The following is a 16,613-nucleotide window of genomic DNA, read 5'->3' on the forward strand; positions in this document are numbered from 1 at the left end:
TCCGTTAGCGCGCAACCTGCGCGAGGTTCTGCATCATGTTGTCCGCAGCGGACAGCACCTTGGTGCTCATTTCATACGCGCGCTGCGCGGTAATCATGTTCACCATCTCTTCGATGGCCACGACGTTCGAGCCTTCGAGCGCCTTTTGCCGCAGCAGGCCGAGGTTCTCTTCGCCGGGATTGCCTTCGATGGCCGGTCCGCTCGCGGCCGTCTCGGCGAACAGGTTGCTGCCCATCGGGCGCAGCCCGGAAGGATTCACGAAGTCGGCGAGTTGCAGGCGGCCGAGCGACGTCGGCTCGGTGTCGCCTGTCTCCGTTGCGCTCACGTCGCCGTCGGCGCTGATCGTGAGGTCGCGCGCCCCCGGCGGCACGACGATATCGCCCACGAGCGGGTGACCGGCCTGCGTGACCATGCGGCCATCGGCATCGAGCCTAAGATTGCCGGCTCGGGTATAGGCCGTCTCGCCGTCCGGCATCTCGACTTGCAGGAAGCCACGGCCGGTGATGGCGACATCCAGCGCGTTCTGCGTGTCTTGTTCGGTGCCGTTGATGAACTGCTTCTGCGTGCCGGCAAGCCGCACCCCGGTACCGAAGTACATGCCGCCGGGCAACGTCGCATCGCCTTGCGTACGGGCGCCCGCCGGGCGAACGGCGCGATAGAAGGTGTCTTCGAACGCAAGCCGGTCGCGCTTGAAGCCCGTTGTGCTCACATTGGCCAGATTGTTGGCAATGGTCTGCAACTGCGCGTCTTGCGCGTGAACCGCCGTGCGGGCGATGAGAAGTGCGGGATTCATGACATCTCGAAGGGAGTGGTTGGAGTTGACGCGCGTTATCCGCGCATGAGTCGGTTGCCGCCATCGGCCATGTCGTCGGCGATCTTGAGCACGCGCATCTGCATTTCGAAGTCGCGGCTCGCGCTCATGCTCTGGACCATCGCCCCGACAGCCGACACGTTGCTCGCTTCGCGATGGCCGCCGCGCAGCGTGACGTCGTCGCCGGGCAACACGCCGACATCGCTCACGAGCACGCCACTGCCCGCATTGCGCATGTCGCCGGGCAGCGCGAGCACCCGTTGCAGCCGGCCTATCGGCACCGGTTCCGAAGCACCCGCGAGCACCACCGCTACGGTGCCGTCCGCGCCGATGTCGAGTTCGCGATGCGGCGGCACCACGACCGGCCCGCCGTCGCCGAGCACCACACGGCCTTGCAGTCGCAAGGTGCCGTCGCCATCGAGCGTGAGGGAACCGCCGCGCGAGTACACGACATCCGCACCGTCTTCCGGACGCGCCGCGAGCGCGAGATAACCGTCCCCGTCGATGGCGACGTCGAGCGCACGCCCCGTCGGTTCCAGCACGCCCGGCGTGGTATCGAGACCGGCCGGCGCCTGCACGGCGTAGTGGCGCGAGGCAAGACCGGCGCCCGGCAAGGCATTGGCCTGCGCAACGGCCAACGACGCGCGAAAGCCGGTGGTCGCCGTGTTGGCAAGATTCTGCGCGACGACCTGCTGGGTGTCCTGCGCACGCTGCGCACCGGACATCGCGGTATAGATCAAGGCATCCATCGCGTCAGATCGATTGCATCAGGTTGCGCATCATCTCGTTCTGCGTCGAGATGACCTTGGTGTTGGCTTGATAGTTGCGCTGCGCAGACATCAGGTTGACCAGCTCGTCCGTCACATTGACGTTCGACCCTTCCAGCGCGTTGCTCACGAGCACGCCCGTGGCGCCCTCGCCCGGACGACGCAGTTGCGCCACGCCCGACTCGCCGGTCTCGCGCCAGACGGTGCCGTCGGCGGGTGCGAGGCCGCCCGCATTGGCGAAGTCGCCGAGAGCGAGTTGATATCGCGTTTCGCTCGCGCCGTTGCTGTACTCCGCCACGACCGATCCGTCCTTGTCGATGCGAGCACGAACGAACTCGCCCGCCTCGCGGCCACCGACTTCGGTCGCGCTCGCGGTAAACGCGCCGCGCTGAGACGCCATGCCGGAGAAGTCCAGCGTCGGCAGCGTGCCGGCATCGGGCGCCCGATCCAGAATCATCGTGGCAGGATCGAGGGTCCCCAACACAGTCACATTGGCACCGTCGACTTCCGAGACCTCCAGACGAAGCGGGCCGTCCTGCATGGCGAAGCGCAGGCCTCGCACCGCCATGTCGCCATTGGCGTCGCGGAACGTGACCGACGTCTCTCCGATCTGGCCGGCGGTCGTCGGCAACGGGTCGGGCAAACGGCCCTTGATGTCGACCGCCGAGCTGGCCAGCGCCGCCACCGGGCGCTTGTCGATCGTCACGTCGGACACGTTCGACTGTCCCTGCGCAAAGCCCTGTACGAGTCGCCCGCTCCCATCGACGAGCCTGCTGTCCTTGTCGACAGTGAAATCGCCGACGCGCGAATAGACGCGCTGGCCATTCGTTTCCCGAAGCACGAAGAAACCGTCGCCTTGAATCGCCTGGTGCAGGCGATTCCCGGAATTCTGCAGACTGCCGCTGGCGCCGACCGAATACTCGGTGCCGCTGACCTTGACGCCCGCCGGTTGCGCCTCGGCCATGGCCGAAGCAAAGCGGGTGGTGGCCGACTTGTATCCTTTCGTCGACACGTTGGAGATGTTCTGCGAGATCGTCTCCAGCGACTGATTGATAGCGTTGATGCCCGACAGGGCGATATCGAAACTCATGGTGTCCTCGTGTACTCAGGCCGCGCCAGAAGGGGCGCTGCCCGACAATTCCTTGATCGCTGCGGCGTCGAGGTTCGTCCCTACGCCCAACACATCGACGCGCGTACCGGCGTCGCCCAGATGCACGCGCTCGACGCGGCCCGACAGACGGACCGGCAGCGTCGTGCTACCGGTCTGAACGTGGATGTCGAAGCGGCCCGCGCCCAGACGGTGCTCGGCGAACCATGCATCGTCGAGGGCGAACTCGGTTCGTCCCGAGGACGCCGGCAACGGCTTGCGGATCGTTCTACCGTCGCTGCCGCGCAAAACGACCTCGGCCCCCTCGGTCTGCGCGGGCAGATCGACCGTGCCTCGAATCGGCTGTCCGCTCACGCGCTCAACGCGCGCCGTCTCGACGCTCACGTCGCGACCGACCTGGCTGCCCAGCGCATAGCCCTGCATGCCCGAGAGCACCTTGGTCTGCGCGAGCACCCGCTGGCTCATCTGCTGCATCGATTCCGCCTGACTCAGTTGCGTGAGCTGCGCGACGAACTGCGCCGGATCGGTCGGGTTAAGCGGGTCCTGATGACGAATCTGCGCGACCAGCAGCTTCGTGAACATTTCTCGCGTCTCTTCGCCTGCGTCGTTCGCAGACACTGATGTCGCGGCGCCGCTTTGCGCTGCGGCGCGAGCGACGTCGTCGGGTCCAATCGCCAGCGTCATCCGCGCTCTCCGAGTCGTAACAAGTCCTGCTGCGCCGCGCGCACGCGGGCCAGCACTTCCAGATTGGTTTGAAATGCACGCGACGCATCGAGCATGTCCGTCATTTCCTCGATCGCGTTCACGTTTGCGTAGAAAACATTGCCGTCGGCGTCGGCGAGCGGGTTCCCGGGTTCATGCGCTACACGCGGCAGATCCTCGCTCTCGTAGATATCGACGACCTGTACGTGCTGCGCCCCCTGGGCATCACCGAGCACCGTGGCAAACACCGGCTTGCGTGCGCGATACGCCGTCTCGGCGTCGCCTGCGACGGCACCGGCGTTCGCCAGATTGCTCGCCACGGTGTTCAGTCGAATGGTTTGGGCGGCCATCGCCGAGCCGGCGATTCCCGCAATTTCCCTGAAGCTCATCGTCAACGACCTCCGTCGATGACTTTCTGCAGTCCGGCGAGTCGCCGATTCAGAAAGGAAAGGCTGGCCTGCCAGTCGGACAGGTTCTGCGCGAAGAGCGCCTGCTCGATACCCAGTTCCACGGTGTTGCCATCGGCGCGCGGTTGCATTGGCACGCGGTAGCGCAAGGCATCGGACGCCACGCTCGCCATGGGCGAACCCGCGTCGTGCACCGAGGCCGTTGCCGCATGCAGATGCTGCCGCACGCGCTCACCGAAATCGAGGTCGCGCGCCTGATAGCCCGGCGTGGCTTCGTTCGCAAGGTTGGCCGCAAGCACACGCGTGCGATCCTCTCGCGCGCGCAATGCCGCAGCGTGAACACCTAGCGCCTGCGAAAAAAATGTCTGCAAAACTTCGCCTCCGTGGTTGACCGATAACGACGTCGCCCATTGTCGACAAAACTATCGAAAAGCGGCCCAAACGCCCGTGAAATTGACGCGTTTCCCAAACCCATGGATCGGCTTTGGGACAAAGACGCTATTTGCGTGGTGATTTGTCGATTGACTTCCCCGTAACCTGCGACGCTGCGCCGCTTGCGCTACAAGGCGACGAGGCTACGACGCGGCGAGCCGACGCCAGGGGCTTATCGCTGTGGCGTGTAGGTCGCGGACTGTGAGGCGGGGGATAACACGACGTCGAGGGCATGGAGGCGCGTGCCGATCTCGCGCAGGTTGCGCGTGTTGATCGCCTTGCAGCGAGCCGCGCTCGCTTGCAGCGCCTGCCAGCGGGCGGACAGGGCCTCGCGGGCGGGGGTATCCAGCCATTGGAAAACGGGCGCCAGGGTGTCGGCGGCGGCTTCGCCGAACGCCTGTTCGAGACATTGCACGCGACGGCGTGCCCGGACGCGCAAGCGGCCGACCAATTGCGCCGCGCGATCGTGAGCGCGCGTGAGTGCGTCGAGCTTGTCCGCGACGAGCGCGCGATGCAGCGCGTCGAGCGTCTCGATCAGCCGGTGGTAGTCGACCAGATCGGCGTCGACATCGGCCACGATGCGCCCCACGCATGCGCGGCGCAGGCGCTGCGTGGCGGTGCTCACCGCAGCATCCCGTGATGACTGAGCATCCGGCTCGCGACTCGCTCGCTGTCGAACGTCAGCTCGCCGCGCGCGAGTTGCGCCTTGATCCGCGCGACCTTGTCGGCGTCGATACGCGCAACGGACTCGACGGCCGCTTGCGCGCTGGCGAGCCAATCGCTCGCATCGGCCCGCACGGCGCGAGGCGCGCCTGCGGGAGCTACCTGCGGCACAGGCGCCTTGGCTGCAGCCGACGTCAGGCGTCGACGTGCAGGGTCGATAGGCATGACATTGGCCATCGAGTCAATTTTTGGCATGAGAAGCGTCCTGGGAAATTACGGTTCACTCACATCAGGCGACCGATCGCCGTCGTTTGTTAAGCGCGCGGGCAGTCGGGCGATTTCGGCCGCGTCGGCCTGCGCGTCGTTTCCGGAGAGCACCAGCGCCGCATCGTGCGAGGCGCCGAACATCTGCGCCAGTTGTGTCGCCCGGGCTTTCGTGAGGACGACGAATTCGATGCGCCGATTGGCCGCTGCCGTGGGATGGTCGGACAGCAAGGGCGCGTGGTCGGCCATCCCGACGGCCATGAGCACGCGACCGAGCGGCAGCCCGCCGGCGACGAGTGCGGTGCGCGCAGCCAGCGCGCGTTCCGACGACAGGTGCCAGTTCGTGTACCCGTCGGCGGCGGACGTTCGGTATCGCACGGCATCGGTGTGGCCCACGATCATCAACGCGTTATCGACGCCGCCCAGCAGCCCGCCGATGCGCGAGAGCAGTGCGCGGGCGCGGGGCGACGGGGTGGCGCTGCCGCGCTCGAACATGCCTTGCTCGTCGGAATCGGCCAGCCGCACCCGTAGCCCGTCCGGCGTGATGGACGTGCTCACGTGATCCGACAGATTCGCGATCTGGCTGAGCTGTTGCACGGCAGACGCCAGGCGCGCCATGTCGGCGGGAGATTCGAACTGCCCCTTGGGGGTCGCCTCGATCCGGCGGGCATCCGTTGGCAGCGCTGGCGGCAACGCGGCTGAGGCGTGCGTACTGGTGCCCGGCGCTTCGGACGACGGTTGCGACTCGAACACGCGCCGCTCCAGCACCCACATCACCACGAACAGACACATGAGCACCAGGCAGAGATCGGCAAATGCCACCTTCCAGGCATGACTGCCCTCTTCAACCGTGGCGCGAGATCGACGCGTACTCATCGCCCGTCCTCGGCGCTTCGCACCCAACCTTCGAGCGCATTGAAGCTCGGCAACGCGCCGTATTGCAGCATGCGGCGTCCGGCGTCGGCCGAGAGCAGCGGCGTTTTCCCGCTCAGGAACGCGATGATCGCCGCGCGCACGCATTCGTAGCCGGTGATCTCCACGGCGACGGACTGCGACAGCCGGTTCGCAATCGGGCTCAACACGGCATAGCAGGCGAACACGCCGAAGAACGTGCCGACCATCGCCACCGCGACCTGACGGGTGATCATCGCCGTCGCCGCACCGGCCCCGATGTCGTACATGGCGAGCACCAGGCCGAGCACGGCGGCGATGATACCGAAGCCCGGCATCGACTCTGCAAGCTTGTGCAGCGCCTGCACGGGATGCATCATGCGACGCTCCCGACTCTCGATTTCCATCGCGAGCAGGCTATCGAGCTCGCCCCGCGAGCCTTTGCTCAGTGCCGCGACGCGCAAGGCATCGACCGTGAAATCGATCAGCTTCTTATTGGCGAGCACATGAACGCTGCGCTGGAAGATGGCGCTGCGCGCCGGGTCGTCGAGATGGGCGTCGAGCGCACGATCGCCGTCGCGCGACGAGGTTTGCAGCAGCGAGTAGGTGAGTGTGAGCAGTTGCTGCTCGAACGCCTCGCCATGACGTCGCCGCCGCATGGCGGCCGCGACGACCGCGCGCAGATCGCCCAGCACGCGCGATGTGTTGCCCACGAGAAACGCGCCCAGCGCTGTGCCGACGACCAGCACCAACTCATTGAGATGGAATACGGTTTCGAACTGGCCGCCATTGAGCCAGAACATGCCGAACACGCTACCCGCGATCACGGCAGCCCCAAGCAGCAGTAGTTTCATTGTCTTTGCCTCGTCTATCTCGTCAAACTCGTCTGATCATTGCGTTGTGGGACGCGCGCGTTTCGCGCGCCACTTCGCCCTGCGTCGTGCAAAGCGACCTTCATTTTTCCAAGCGCCACCTGATGAATCTGGCAGATCCGCGCCCGGGTCAACCCCAGCACTTCGCCGATCTCCTCGAGATTCATGTCGAACTCGTAGTACAGCTGCACGACACGCTGCTCACGCGGGTCCAGCGCGTCGAGCGAGCGCATCAGACTCTGGCGCATGGCGACCAGATCTTCCGGACTGCGCCGTTCGACGAGCGCTTCGTTGGCCGCCATGCCGCCCTCGGCGAGCAGTTCATCAAAGCTCGCGATGCTCTCCGCATAGCCCGCCATCTCGGCTTCTTCCAGCGCCGCGGCGTCCATCCCCGCATGGACACGCAGTTCTTCACGGGTGGGCGCGCGCCCCAGCGTGCGTGTCAATTCGCGTTCAGCATCGCGCCGCCGATGCGACGCCTGCCGCAACGTGCGCGGGCGCCAGTCGAGCCGACGGAGTTCGTCGAGCACCGCGCCGCGAATACGCGTCGCGGCGTAAGCGGTAAAACGTTCGTCCGGGGGACCGTACCGTCGTATGGCATCGAGTGCGGCGATCAGGGCGATCTGCGTCATGTCTTCCTGCGCCATCGCGACACTGGTCTGCGGCGCCAGCGAGCGCACGATGCGCGCGATCAACGGCATCAGGCGCAAGACCTGCGTTTGCTCATCGGCGGCCGGGATCGCCTGCCATGCCAGCGGCGACGGTTCCGGCGGCGCAGCCTGCGGCCGCTCGACACGCAACGACGGCGGCGCGCCCACGCCATTGGCCGCGCTCGCCGCGTGGGCATCGTTGCGTCTGTCGTCGCGCCTGTCGTCACATGAACGCGCGACGGGGCCGTACATCAGCGTGTTCATAGCCGGAATGCCTCGTCATTGCGACCCGCTGCCCCCAATGCGAGGCCCGGGCTCGCGTCGCCGGCCCGGTCGTCGCGCGCATGCCGATCTCGCGCATTGCCCGACGCGCCGTCGCCGCCGTGTTGTGGCAGGCTTGCGATACTCACATGGACATCCCCGGCGTGCCGTTGCGAGAGCATGTCCCGCAGCAACCCAACCGTGCCCTGAACAAGGCTCAGCACCTCGGGGCGCGCCACTTGCAAGCTCACACTGAGCTGCATGGGCGACTTGCGCACGACAATGCCGATCTCGCCGAGCTCCGCCGGCATCAACCGCATGCGTGCTTCCTGGACGCCGTTCTCCATCATCGACTGCACGCGTTCGAACAGCGTTCGGGAAACGCCCGCGCCATCGCTCGCCGCCAGCGCTCCTCCCAGCGTTCCGCCCGACACCGTCGCGAGACTCGTCAGTCCAGATATTCCCGTTGCGGTGATCGCTTCCGTCGCCACCGCGCTCCCGGACAGCGTCGGGGAAAACGCTACGCGAGGCGCATGCGCCAATCCGTCGTCGTTCGTCATCGCCGCGGGCAGCGACCCCACAGGCGGCGGCGACATTGGCGCCCCGACGCGTGCAGCAGATGCCGTCGCAGACATTGAGGTCGATGTGTCGATAGCGCCGTTCCCTCGCTCGCTCGGTTGCGCACTGCCCACGGCCCCCTGCATCCGATGCTCACGCGCCGCGAGCATCGTTGCGAGATGAGACGCTGCCGCGTCGTCCAGCGATTCGCCGCGACTCGCATACGTGTCGAGCGGCATATACGCGGGCTCACCCGCATCGAACGTAACGGCTGCTGTCGTGACCGACATGACAGGCATAACCGGGTTGACAGGCATGGTTGGCGCGAGGACGGTGACCTCGCGCGCCATGCCTGCGTCGTCGGGTTCCGTGTCGGGCGTGCCGTTCGTGTCGACGGCGTTCTGCGGGTCAGGCCCCGCCAAGGGCATCGCGGATGCGACCGCAGCGCCGACGCGCACGTCCATACCTTGGCCCAAAGCGGTGTCCGACGCGCCGGACGACACCGTCCACCCTGTATCGGACTCACCGGCCGCTGCATCCGGATCGAGACCCTGCGTCGACAAGCGAACCAGCGATGCGGAAAAGTCGTGCGACGCCATGCTGTCCTGGGGGGCCGACACCGCTTGCGCCGAGTCGGCGGGCAACGCGCCGTGCGCCACCTTGCTCAGTGGGTCCGCACGGGTAAAGGTTGTGAGACGCACGGGGTCAACGATCATCGTGCATCCTCAGGTAGCCAAGCGCACCGTCGCGCCAATGGCCGAGTCCGGCCAATTGTCTGCGGGCTTCCGATGCGGCGCGCTGGGACAGCAGGTAAGCCTGGTCGTGAGCGACGCGGGCATCGCCCATGGCCTGCGCGAGCCGCGCATCCCGCGCGTCGGGCGCGGGGGCGTGCCGCCAAGCCCGACGAAACAGCGCGTCGGTGGCTTGCAGCAAGTCCCACTCGCGCGCCGCGGAATGCCGTCGCAGGTCTCGCGCCAGCGCCTGAAAGGTCGCGGCATCAACCACACCGCGTCTCCAGGGAGCGCCAGCCCTGCGCGAGCTGGGTGACCACGGCCGTGACCTCGTCGAGCTTGGCGACATCGCCCTCCACGCTGGCCTGCGCGACGCCGCGCATACAGAAGTCGTACACGGTCGCCAACGGTTGCGTGACGCCCGGGCCATCGGCCGCGTCGATGTGCGACGCCAGCCCATTGAGCAGATTCAGGCATTTGGTGACGCTGCGCAGACGCGCATCGTTGCGCGAATGCTCGATGTGCGCGCGCACGCGCGCCAGTTCGTCGAGCAGCCCGTCGAGCAAGATCAGCATGAGCTGCAACGGGGTGGCGCCCGCGATGCGGGCGTCGAGGTCTGAGACGTGGTATTCCTGATAAGCCATGTTCGGTTTGACTCCCTAGAGGATGACGACGCGCATCATTCGTCGGATTTGCGCGATCCGCGGAAGAGCGCATCGACAAAGCTGCGTGTCTCGTTCATTTGCTGGCGAACCTGCTCCGCGCGCGCGAATTCACCGGTGTAGCGGGCGACGAGTGCGCGAAAGCGCGTCTCCAGCCGGTCCTGTTGCTCGGATAGCCGGCGTGAAGCGATTTCGTCGTTGTCGGTGCGGTGCTTGAGCACGCCGGCAATCTCGTCGGTCCATTCACGGATGCGCACCGCGAGCCGCATGCCCGCCGGCTGCTTGTCCAGGTCGGCGTTGGCGTCGCGCTTCATGACGTCGGCACTCTCGCCAAACCACTTGGCCAGCCGTTCCTTGTCCTCGGCGTAGGCGGCTTCGAAGCGCACCGCGTCGAAAGTGACCGACCCGTCGGCATTGCGCTTCACGCCGAACTGGGCGGGATCGAACGTCTTGCCGTCGATCGTCACGGGCCTTTCGAAATTGCGCTCCAGGTCGCGCAGCAATGCCCGCACACCGGCGTCGGCATAAAACGGGCCCGCAGGCTTGATGTCTTCGCGCTTCTCCTCGCCATCGAGCGAGACCGTCGCGCCGGGGGTGCCGGGGTCCATCAGTTCGCGCACCTGCTTGCGTAGCGCGTCGTACGCTTGAACGAGGGCACGCATGTTCGCCGCCGTGCCCTCTCGATCCGGCACGACCGAAACACGCGTCGTCTCGGCCCCGGCATCGGCCTTTTTCAACGACAGCGTGATCCCGGCAAACAGCGCGATCTCGTTGGTCGGATACGCTTCGTCCTGCCCCGCTTGACCGCCGAGCCGCACAATCGCGTTATCGCCTTTCGCAAGCACCGTTCCGGCATCGACGTTGGCGCCATCCGTGACGCTGAAGCGCGCGTCCAGTCCGGAGGTCTTCGCCGTCAACAGCAGACGTGGCGTGGCTTCGTTGGCCACGTACCGAAGATCGGCACGGACGTGGCCGGTCAAGTCCGGGTCGGTGTTGATGCGTCTGGCGAGCGCCCTGACGCCCTCGGGCGTTGTCAGATCCAGTCCGGACGTATCCAGCACAATCGCCTCGCGGCGCCCGGCCACCGCCACCGTGCCATTGGCAAGCGTCGCCACGTTTTGGATCTGCACCTGGTGCACGGTGGCGAGTTGTTTCACTTGCACGTCGAAATCGAGCTGTTGCGCGCCCTTCTCCAACTTGACGGCGAACGCCTGATCGCTCGATTGCGTGGCCTTGTGCTGACGCAAGTCCGCGCTGTCGCCAAGGCGTCGCAGTTGTTTCTCGAAAGCGCCCAGCACCTCCTTGAGCGTTGCGACACCGCTTTGGCGGGATTCGGTGCTGGCCTTGTCTTTCCCGAGGCGGCCGAACTCCGCTCGCATGCGGTTGGAGGCGACATCTTGGGCCAGCTTCTCGATTCGGTCTTTCACTTGCAGCATGGCGGAACTCCTGGTTCAGGGTGGGCACGAGACGCGAAACGCGTGGTTTTCCCCACCAAAGCGACCTCCGTGCGCACTTTGTCAACGCCAGGGGTCGAGGGGATTTCCTCATTTCGCGTCCGTGCGCTCCCTCCCCGCTGCCAAGTCGCCAGCGCCTCGGCGGCTTGCTCGCGCGACTCGCGCTGCCACGCCGCCTGTCGCGCGGCCGTTTCGTGGCGCGCGACAAGTGTTGCCACGCCTTCACGCCGACGCTGCGCATCACGCACCGCCTGCGCCGCCACCGACTGCCAGCGCGCCAACTGCGCCATCGGCGCTTGCTGCGTCTCGATCATCTCCACGAGCGTGCGCTTGTAATCGGCGCGATTCTGAAAGCTGTGCGCACTCGCGCGCGTGCCGTCGATCGCCACGGCGCGATAGAGCTGCGTGAGCTGGGCAACGTTGCGCGAAAGCCGCCCATGGCGTTGCGCGAGCTGCCGACCATCGCGCTGCGCCGCGTCGAGTTCCCGGTCGCGCATCGACAGCAACGCGCGCAGGGCACGCGGGACATTGGCGGTCATCGGCACAGCGCCTCCAGCTGCTCGCACAGCGCGTGCGGCGCACAATGCTCCCCGTCTTGCTGACAAAGAAAGTCGAGCATTGCGGGATGGCGCGACACGGCGCGATCGGTCTCGGCATGCGCCCCCGGCACGTAGGCACCGAGCGGGATCAATTCGCGAATTTGCCGGTACGCGTGCCACTGCGCCTTGAATGCATGCGCCGCGCTCGCGTGTCGCCCGCCCACCGCCTGCGTCATGCAGCGACTCACCGACGCGCCGATGTCGATCGCCGGGTAGTGCCCCGCGTCGGCCAGTTCCCGAGACAGCACGATGTGACCATCGAGCACTGCACGGGCCGTATCGACCACGGGGTCCTGCATGTCGTCGCCCTCGGCCAGCACGGTATAGATTGCGCTCAGACTGCCCGAGCCCGCGCCATTGCCCGCGCACTCGACCAGACGCGGCAAGCGGGCGAACACCGACACCGGGTAGCCACGTGCCGCAGGCGCTTCGCCGAGCAAGAGCGCGACTTCGCGGCACGCCATGGCGTAACGCGTGAGCGAATCGACGAGCAAGAGCACGTCGTGGCCCGCATCGCGAAGATGCGACGCGATGGCGTGGCACAACTCTGTGGCCTTCATGCGCTGCGCGGGCGGTGCGTCCGCCGGCGCGGCAACGACGATGGCCTTGGCAAGCCCGGCGCGCCCGAGTGTCTCGGTCACGAACTCGCCGACTTCGCGCCCCCGCTCGCCGATCAGTCCGACCACGACGATCTGCGCGTCGGTGTGCCGGGTCATCATGCCCAGCAGCACACTCTTGCCCACCCCGCTACCGGCGAACAATCCCACGCGCTGCCCCTTGCCCAGACTCAGCAGCCCATCGATCGCGCGCACGCCCACGGCGAGCGGCTCGGTAATGGCGCGCCGATCCAGCGGTGCGGGCGGCACCCCGTGCGTGTTGAGCAACGCATCCCCGCGCAATGGGCCCTTGCCATCGAGCGGCCGTCCGAAGGCGTCAACCACGCGGCCAAGCCACGCGGGCCCAATGCGCAGCGCCTGCGTCGAGTGCCCTGGCAGAACGCGGGCGCCGGGCACCACGTCGGCCACGCACGCATACGTCAATAGATGCAACGCGCCGTCGGCAAACCCCACCACTTCGGCGTCGGTCCATCGACCGGCGGCGGTCTCGACGCGGCAAGGTTGTCCGAGTGCAAACCGTTGGCCTCGCGCTTCGAGCACCGCACCGTTGGCCCGCGTGACGAACGCCATCGGTGTCGCAAGTGCGATTTCGTCGTTCATCGTTGAGCCTCTTCTGTCTCGGTCGGCCAGGGGGCCTGTACGCACGCGTCGACCCAGTCGGCCAACCGCCGCTTCACGGCTTCCTGAGCGGCCGTTTGCCGACCGTCGCACCCGGCGTCGTACCAGAGACCGTCGACGTCGACGCGGCCGTTGCCGCGAGCGAGAGAAGGATCGGCAACGATGCGCCATCCCGGGGGGGCGCCATCGTCACCGATGCGCGCCGCGAGCGCGTGTGCGTCGTCGGGGCTGACGTACACGGTGACGCCCTCGCCGCTCGCGCCCAACTGCACCAGCAGTCGCTGCACGATACCGGCGATATCGGCCGGCGCCGTGTGCAACTCGCGCTGTACGATCGCTTGCACCGCACGCGTCGCCACGTCGCTGATGACGTCCAGCGCGCCTGCCGCGAGTCGCGCGTGCACCTGCTCGCGCGCCGCCCGCAGCGCCGCAAGCGGTAGAGAGATCGCGTCGAGTTCGTCGCGCAGCCGCACGGCGTACAACGCCTGCAAGCGCGCCTCGGCAGCTTGCTCGCCATCGGCGCGTCCGGCGTCGAACGCTTCCTGCCACACGGCACGACGCGACTGCGCAGCGCCATGCGCCAAGCCCTGCGAGTACGCCTGCGCACGCAGGGTCTCCAGATCAGGCGGTACGGGCACCCACCCTCGCTGCGCGGCGGCATCCGACTTCGTGCCAAACCGGTGCGGCTTCATTCGAGCACCTCGCCGTCTGCCAGACGCAGGAAGAGATTCGCGTCGCGCGCTCGCGTGCGCAGCGCCGCCATGATCTCGCTGCGCGCGGCGTCCACGCGCGCCGCCGACACCGCCCCGAGACGCTGCATCGCCTGGGCGAGCGCGTCCTCCTGAAGACGGGACATGCGCTCGCGCACGACTTGCCGCATGCGGGCGTCGGTCCCCTTGAGCGCCGTCGCCCACGTTTCGGTCGACACCTCCCCCACGGCCAGATCGATCACTTCCGGGGCCTGATAGGCCAGGATGTCAAAGCTGTACAGGTTCGCCTCGACGGACTCCGCCAGCGTGGCGTCGTGCGCGCGCAGGGCTTCCATGAGCCGCTTTTGATCGTCGGGCACATGGCCGATGATTTGCGCCGCGAGCCGGGTGCCCGGGACATCGGCATTGTCGGCCGACAGTCCGGCGAGACAACGGTCCGCGATCAGTTCCAGATCGGCCAGCAGTTCGCGATCGACGCGCGTGAGCTGTGCCGTCGCCAGCAACAGTGCTTCCTGCTGCGACTCGGGCAGCGCACGAAGCAACTGTCCCGCGAGGTCGGCGGGCAGATACGCGAGCAGCAACGCCTGCATGCGGTGATGCTCGCGCGAGAGCACGTCGGCGAGCCTTGTCACGCTCACCCATTGCAGGCGCGCCAGCTTGGGTCGAACCCGATCGCCATAAATGCCGTCGAGCACGTTGCTGGCGATCCCCTCGCCAAGCGCTGCGGCGAGCGAGCGTTCCAGGTAAGCGCGCGGTGCGGCGTTCGCACCGCCATGCTGTGTACAGGCGTCGAGGAATTGGTCGACGATGGCGTGCACGTCGTGCTTCTTCACGCTACCGGCACGCGACATGGCGTGTGCCACGCGCAATAGCTCGGCGGGCGCGAGTTGCGCCATCACGGCGGCGGCAGCCCGCTCGCCCATACAAAGCAGCAGCACGGCGGCGCGGTCGACGCCATTGATTTCACTCAGCGCGGAAGTGTCAGCGGGAAGCGGCATTCGTACCCATCCATTGTTTGATGATTTGGGCGACCCGCTCGGGTTCACCGTCGGCCAGGGTTGTCAGGCGCGCCAGCTTCGTATCGAACGACGCCTCCGAGGCGGGCGGCAAGTCCGAGGCGAAGGCCGGTAACGCGGCTTGCTGCGCGTCGTGCTCGGCTAGCTGGCGACGATGCTCGCGAGCCTGCTCGTCGGCGGCAAGTGCGGCAGCCTTGCGGCGGCGCGCACGGCGGGCCAGTGCGGCCCATAGGCCCAGCGCCAGCACGAGCGTCGCGGCGGCCGCGATGGCGGCGTATTTCATTTGTGCGTCGTTCAGCAGCGGGGGCTGGGCGCTCGTCTCGGACGCGTCGACGAGCGCTGCGCGATCGGACACCGCGAACGGCATGGCGCTCACCACCAGCGTGTCGCCACGCGCGGTCTGAATGCCTGTCCCGGCGCGCAAGGCGCGCTCGAGCTCGGCGAGGGACTCAGCGGTCCACCCGTTGCCGCCCGGCGCTGCCTGCGAGTCGACCATCACGGCCACGTGCATTTGACGCACGCGCGGACGGTGACGCTTCGTCTGCGTGATCGAGCGGTCGTAAGCGAACTGACGCGTGGCCGAGGTGGTGCGCATGGCACCCGCGTCGCCCGCGAGCAACGGGGCGGCGTCCACCGGGCGGTTGGTCATCGCCCCCGGCACGCCGCCGACAACGGCGTCGTCGTCGCGCGCTTCGCGCACGGCTTCCTGCATCACGCGCGGATCGGCACCGAGCGCCTCGGTGGTGTTGGACACCAGGTCCTCGTCCATATCGACGCTCACGCTTGCGCGATAGCGAGCGGGGCCGAGGATGCCGTCGAGCAGGCCGCGCACATTGCGAAGTGCATCGTCGCGAGAGCGGGTGCGGACTTCGGCGTTGCCGTGCGTTGCATCGTCCAGATCGAGATTCGCCGTGAGCGGGGTGCCGTGCTGATCGACAACCGAGACGTGCTCCGCCGCCAGACCGTTCACACTGCCCGAGACGAGCTTGACGATGGCACTGACCTGCTGAGGCGCGAGCGTCTGCCCGGCGCGCACGGAAATCAGCACCGATGCGCTGGCCGACGCCTTGGTATGGGTGACGAACGAAGTTTTCGGTGCCAGCGCAATGTGTACGCGAGCGGCATCCACCGCGTCGATCGACATGATGGTGCGCGCAAGCTCGCCCTCAAGCCCCCGACGAAAACGCACGTCCTGCACGAACTGGCGCACCCCCAGGCGTTCGTCTCGGTCGACCAGTTCGAGCCCTGGTGGCAGCTCCGGCGTGACGCCTTTGGCGGCCAGCGCCAGACGCGCGCGTCCGACCCGGTCATGCGGCACGAGGATCGCGCCGGTGTCCGGATGCATGCGGAACGGGATCTGCTCCGCTTCGAGCACGCCGGTGGCCTGCGCGATCGGAATGCGCTGGTGCTGCCCGAAGAGCGGCGCGTAACCGGTGTCGCGCGAATGCCAGGCGAGTGTGGCCGCGGTAATGGCACCGGCGGCGACCACGATCGGTAACGCGCCGCGCAGGTGTCCGGCAAAACCCGATGGCTGCGCGCGCCACTTCAGCCATCGCGCTCGCGATTGCGTGCCAGCGCTGCCCAGCGCACGAAAAATGTTGTCGATTCCCATATGTCGATTCACTTGACCGAATCACGGGTAGTCGGATCGCAATCCCACCACCGTCACTCGGCTAAGGGGTGACGCAAAGACCGCCTGCGTCGTGTGCCAAATTGAAGGAGCACATGGTGACGACGATTCCGTCAACTATCGAAAATCTGCGTAGCCTTTGGGCATCGGCCGCATTCAAAGCTAATTTTTGGTGCGTTTTCCCATTAAC

At 66.9% G+C, this 16,613-nt stretch carries 20 protein-coding genes; all 20 read right to left on the reverse strand.

The window, feature by feature from the left end; translation table 11 throughout:
* Positions 1-4: 4 nt before the first annotated feature.
* Positions 5-793 carry a flagellar basal-body rod protein FlgG gene (flgG, locus tag PCE31106_RS10480; protein ID WP_150563214.1) on the reverse strand — a complete coding sequence of 263 codons (789 nt, stop codon included), beginning with the start codon at positions 791-793 and terminating at the stop codon, positions 5-7.
* A 35-nt stretch (positions 794-828) separates the two neighbouring features.
* Positions 829-1,560: a flagellar basal body rod protein FlgF gene (locus PCE31106_RS10485; protein WP_150563215.1), complete on the reverse strand. Its 732-nt coding sequence runs from the start codon at positions 1,558-1,560 to the stop codon at positions 829-831.
* Positions 1,561-1,564: 4 nt separating this feature from the next.
* On the reverse strand, positions 1,565-2,668 hold the full coding sequence (locus PCE31106_RS10490) for a flagellar hook protein FlgE (protein ID WP_150563216.1): 1,104 nt from the start codon (positions 2,666-2,668) through the stop codon (positions 1,565-1,567).
* A gap of 15 nt (positions 2,669-2,683) precedes the next feature.
* A complete protein-coding gene (locus tag PCE31106_RS10495; protein WP_150563217.1) occupies positions 2,684-3,370 on the reverse strand; it encodes a flagellar hook assembly protein FlgD in 687 nt (228 codons plus the stop codon).
* Positions 3,367-3,777, reverse strand: a complete 411-nt coding sequence (gene flgC, locus PCE31106_RS10500; RefSeq protein WP_150563218.1) for a flagellar basal body rod protein FlgC — start codon at positions 3,775-3,777, stop codon at positions 3,367-3,369. The genes PCE31106_RS10495 and flgC overlap by 4 nt, the downstream gene beginning before the upstream one ends.
* Positions 3,778-3,779: 2 nt before the next feature.
* On the reverse strand, positions 3,780-4,166 hold the full coding sequence (gene flgB / locus PCE31106_RS10505) for a flagellar basal body rod protein FlgB (protein WP_150563219.1): 387 nt from the start codon (positions 4,164-4,166) through the stop codon (positions 3,780-3,782).
* Positions 4,167-4,399: 233 nt separating this feature from the next.
* A complete protein-coding gene (gene flgN / locus PCE31106_RS10510; RefSeq protein ID WP_150563220.1) occupies positions 4,400-4,852 on the reverse strand; it encodes a flagellar export chaperone FlgN in 453 nt (150 codons plus the stop codon).
* Positions 4,849-5,145 carry a flagellar biosynthesis anti-sigma factor FlgM gene (flgM, locus tag PCE31106_RS10515; protein ID WP_150563221.1) on the reverse strand — a complete coding sequence of 99 codons (297 nt, stop codon included), beginning with the start codon at positions 5,143-5,145 and terminating at the stop codon, positions 4,849-4,851. Before flgM ends, flgN begins: the two co-directional genes overlap by 4 nt.
* An 18-nt stretch (positions 5,146-5,163) precedes the next feature.
* The gene (locus PCE31106_RS10520; protein WP_150563222.1) at positions 5,164-6,030 is read right to left on the reverse strand and encodes an OmpA family protein; all 867 of its coding nucleotides are present in this window, start codon (positions 6,028-6,030) and stop codon (positions 5,164-5,166) included.
* Positions 6,027-6,899, reverse strand: coding sequence for a motility-associated protein (locus PCE31106_RS10525; protein ID WP_150563223.1), 873 nt, complete (start codon positions 6,897-6,899; stop codon positions 6,027-6,029). Before PCE31106_RS10525 ends, PCE31106_RS10520 begins: the two co-directional genes overlap by 4 nt.
* A 14-nt stretch (positions 6,900-6,913) precedes the next feature.
* A complete protein-coding gene (locus tag PCE31106_RS10530) occupies positions 6,914-7,831 on the reverse strand; it encodes a FliA/WhiG family RNA polymerase sigma factor (protein ID WP_254440979.1) in 918 nt (305 codons plus the stop codon).
* On the reverse strand, positions 7,828-9,102 hold the full coding sequence (locus tag PCE31106_RS10535) for a flagellar hook-length control protein FliK (RefSeq protein WP_150563224.1): 1,275 nt from the start codon (positions 9,100-9,102) through the stop codon (positions 7,828-7,830). The genes PCE31106_RS10530 and PCE31106_RS10535 overlap by 4 nt, the downstream gene beginning before the upstream one ends.
* The gene (locus tag PCE31106_RS10540) at positions 9,092-9,391 is read right to left on the reverse strand and encodes a hypothetical protein (RefSeq protein ID WP_150563225.1); all 300 of its coding nucleotides are present in this window, start codon (positions 9,389-9,391) and stop codon (positions 9,092-9,094) included. The genes PCE31106_RS10535 and PCE31106_RS10540 overlap by 11 nt, the downstream gene beginning before the upstream one ends.
* Complete coding sequence (gene fliS, locus PCE31106_RS10545) at positions 9,384-9,761, reverse strand: flagellar export chaperone FliS (protein ID WP_150552441.1); 378 nt, start codon at positions 9,759-9,761, stop codon at positions 9,384-9,386. The genes PCE31106_RS10540 and fliS overlap by 8 nt, the downstream gene beginning before the upstream one ends.
* 35 nt (positions 9,762-9,796) lie before the next feature.
* Complete coding sequence (fliD, locus tag PCE31106_RS10550) at positions 9,797-11,215, reverse strand: flagellar filament capping protein FliD (RefSeq protein ID WP_150563226.1); 1,419 nt, start codon at positions 11,213-11,215, stop codon at positions 9,797-9,799.
* Positions 11,203-11,772, reverse strand: a complete 570-nt coding sequence (locus PCE31106_RS10555; protein WP_150563227.1) for a flagellar FliJ family protein — start codon at positions 11,770-11,772, stop codon at positions 11,203-11,205. Before PCE31106_RS10555 ends, fliD begins: the two co-directional genes overlap by 13 nt.
* Complete coding sequence (locus PCE31106_RS10560; protein WP_254440980.1) at positions 11,769-13,049, reverse strand: FliI/YscN family ATPase; 1,281 nt, start codon at positions 13,047-13,049, stop codon at positions 11,769-11,771. Before PCE31106_RS10560 ends, PCE31106_RS10555 begins: the two co-directional genes overlap by 4 nt.
* A complete protein-coding gene (locus tag PCE31106_RS24295; RefSeq protein ID WP_150563229.1) occupies positions 13,046-13,759 on the reverse strand; it encodes a FliH/SctL family protein in 714 nt (237 codons plus the stop codon). Before PCE31106_RS24295 ends, PCE31106_RS10560 begins: the two co-directional genes overlap by 4 nt.
* Positions 13,756-14,775: a FliG C-terminal domain-containing protein gene (locus tag PCE31106_RS10570; RefSeq protein ID WP_150563230.1), complete on the reverse strand. Its 1,020-nt coding sequence runs from the start codon at positions 14,773-14,775 to the stop codon at positions 13,756-13,758. The genes PCE31106_RS24295 and PCE31106_RS10570 overlap by 4 nt, the downstream gene beginning before the upstream one ends.
* On the reverse strand, positions 14,759-16,405 hold the full coding sequence (gene fliF / locus PCE31106_RS10575; RefSeq protein WP_150563231.1) for a flagellar basal-body MS-ring/collar protein FliF: 1,647 nt from the start codon (positions 16,403-16,405) through the stop codon (positions 14,759-14,761). The genes PCE31106_RS10570 and fliF overlap by 17 nt, the downstream gene beginning before the upstream one ends.
* Positions 16,406-16,613: the final 208 nt, after the last annotated feature.

The sequence above is a fragment of the Pandoraea cepalis genome (assembly GCF_902459665.1).
Classification (GTDB): Bacteria; Pseudomonadota; Gammaproteobacteria; order Burkholderiales; family Burkholderiaceae; genus Pandoraea; species Pandoraea cepalis.